The 2167-nt window shown below is 65.6% G+C and carries 2 pseudogenes; both read right to left on the reverse strand.

The window, feature by feature from the left end:
- Nucleotides 1-621 (reverse strand): annotated as a pseudogene (locus G6N73_RS35345) (ATP-binding protein); the annotation flags it as partial.
- A 15-nt stretch (nucleotides 622-636) separates the two neighbouring features.
- Nucleotides 637-2155 (reverse strand): annotated as a pseudogene (gene istA / locus G6N73_RS35350) (IS21 family transposase).
- Between the last annotated feature and the right edge of the window lie 12 nt (nucleotides 2156-2167).

Here is a 2167-nt window from a genome sequence, read left to right on the forward strand (position 1 = left end):
TGACGTCGTGCCAGTGCTGCACGGGGATTTGGCTGGTGACGATTGTGGAAGCGTGGCCATGGCGATCATCGAGGATTTCCAGGAGGTCGCGGCGCTCGGCAGCGTTGAGAACGGACAGGCCCCAGTCGTCGAGGATGAGGAGTTGAACGCGCCCGAGCGTCTTGAGCAGGCGGCCATAGCGCCCGTCGCCCCGCGCCAGCGCGAGCGCCTCGAAAAGGCGCGGGACGCGATGATAGAGCACCGATCGCGGCAGGCCTTGTGGCCGAGGGCGCAGGCGAGCCAACTCTTGCCCAGGCCGGTTGCGCCTGTGACCAGGAGATTCTCGTGGCGGTCGATCCAGTCGCCGGCGACGAGCCTGGCGAAGACGGCGCGGTCGATGCCGCGCGGGGTGCGCAAATCGACATCTTCCACGCATGCGCTCTGGCGCAGCGCGGCGAATTTGAGACGTGTGGTGAGCCGTTTGGTGTCGCGCTCGGCGGCTTCGCGATCGACAAGAAGCCCGATGCGCTCCTCGAACGACAGGGCCTCGAGATTGGGTGATCGTCGCTGCTCCTCGAAGGCTTTGGCCATTCCGGTCAAACCGAGTGCGATCAGCCGTTCATGGGTGGGATGGGTGAGCATTGGAATCTCCCTGGTTCAGTGGAAATAGCCCTGACCGCGGATATTGCCGTGGCGCAGGGGTTGGTGGTCGGGTGTCTGGTCGAGGAAAGCGCGATCAAGGCCGTTCTTGAGGATCGAACGGATCGAGGCGACGGAGCGTGCCTTGATGAGGATGCCGCGTTGGCAGGCTGCATCGACGCGCGCGTTGCCGTAGCTCTTGGTCAGCGCCAAAATGCCGAGGCAGGTGCGAAAGCCCTGTTCGGGATGCGGCCGGTCAGCGATGACAGCCTGGAAGAAGGCGGCGGTGGCGGGACCGATCTTCTCGCCGGCCGCGATCAGTCCCCCCGGCGTCCAGTTGCCGTAGCGGCGATGCGCGCTCGGCATGTGATCGGCAACGGTCGTATGGCCGCGCCGGTTGGGCGCACGGGCGTGGCTGGCGATCCGCTGCCCCTTGTGGAAGACCTCGACGGTGTTGTCGGCGATGCGCACATCGACGAGCTCGCGGATGAGGCTGTAGGGCGTGGAGTACCAGTGCCCGTCGACCTCGACGTGGTAGTCGGGCGCGACGCGGCAACGCTTCCAGCGCGCAAAGACGTATGGCTGGTCCGGCAGTTCTCCCAGCTTCGGCCTGTCGATCTCGGCGAAGAGTTCGGCACGGCTGGAGCCGAAGCCACGCATCTGGCGGGCGTTGAGTTCGGCGACGAGCAGGCGGATGGCGACGTTCAGCTCCGCCAGGGAAAAGAAGCGCTGATTGCGCAGCCGCGCCAGGACCCAGCGCTGGGCAATTTGCACGGCGACCTCGACCTTTGCCTTATCCTTCGGGCGTCGCGGTCTCGCCGCGAGTACCGCGGTGCCGTAATGGCTCGCCATCTCGGCGTAGGTCCGGTTGAGACCGGGGTCGTAGCGATCGGGGGGTGACAGCGGCCTTGAGATTGTCGCAGACCACGAACTTCGGCACGCCGCCCAGAAAGGTGAAGAGCTTCGTGTGCACGCCGATCCAGTCGGGCAGGCTCTCGCTCGGGCACGCCTCGGCGTAGGTGTAGTTCGAGGCGCCCATCGTTGCGACGAACAGCTTCATGGCGTGCGCTTCGCCGGTGACGGGATCGAAGATGTCGATGGTATCGCCGGCGAAGTCGACGAACACCTTCTCGCCGCCCAGGTGTGTCTGGCGCATCGTCGGGCGCGCGCGCTCTTTCCAGGCCTCGAAGGTCGTGCAAAACCAGGTATAGCCAAAGCCGTCGGGATTGGCGGCGCGATACTCCTCCCACAGGAGCACCCGCGTTACGCCGCGGCGGCGCAACTCCTTCTCCACATAGCCCCAATCGGGCACCGGCCGGCTGGGGCTTTGCGACGCCGCCTTCGGCGCCGGGAAGAGCAGCAGCTCGAGGCCTTCGTCATCCATCCCTTCAGGCAGCGGCCAGCTCAGCCCGGCAAGACGGGCGCGCCGCAGATAACCATGCACGACGCCATTGCTCACCCCGAGCGTGTGCGCGATGGCGCGCTCAGTCAGGGCCTGGACATGCCTTAGTGTCCGATCCAAAAAGGAGTGAGTGATTTCAGCAGGTTA

Origin of the sequence: Allomesorhizobium camelthorni (assembly GCF_011045125.1) — a bacterium.
Classification (GTDB): Bacteria; Pseudomonadota; Alphaproteobacteria; order Rhizobiales; family Rhizobiaceae; genus Allomesorhizobium; species Allomesorhizobium camelthorni.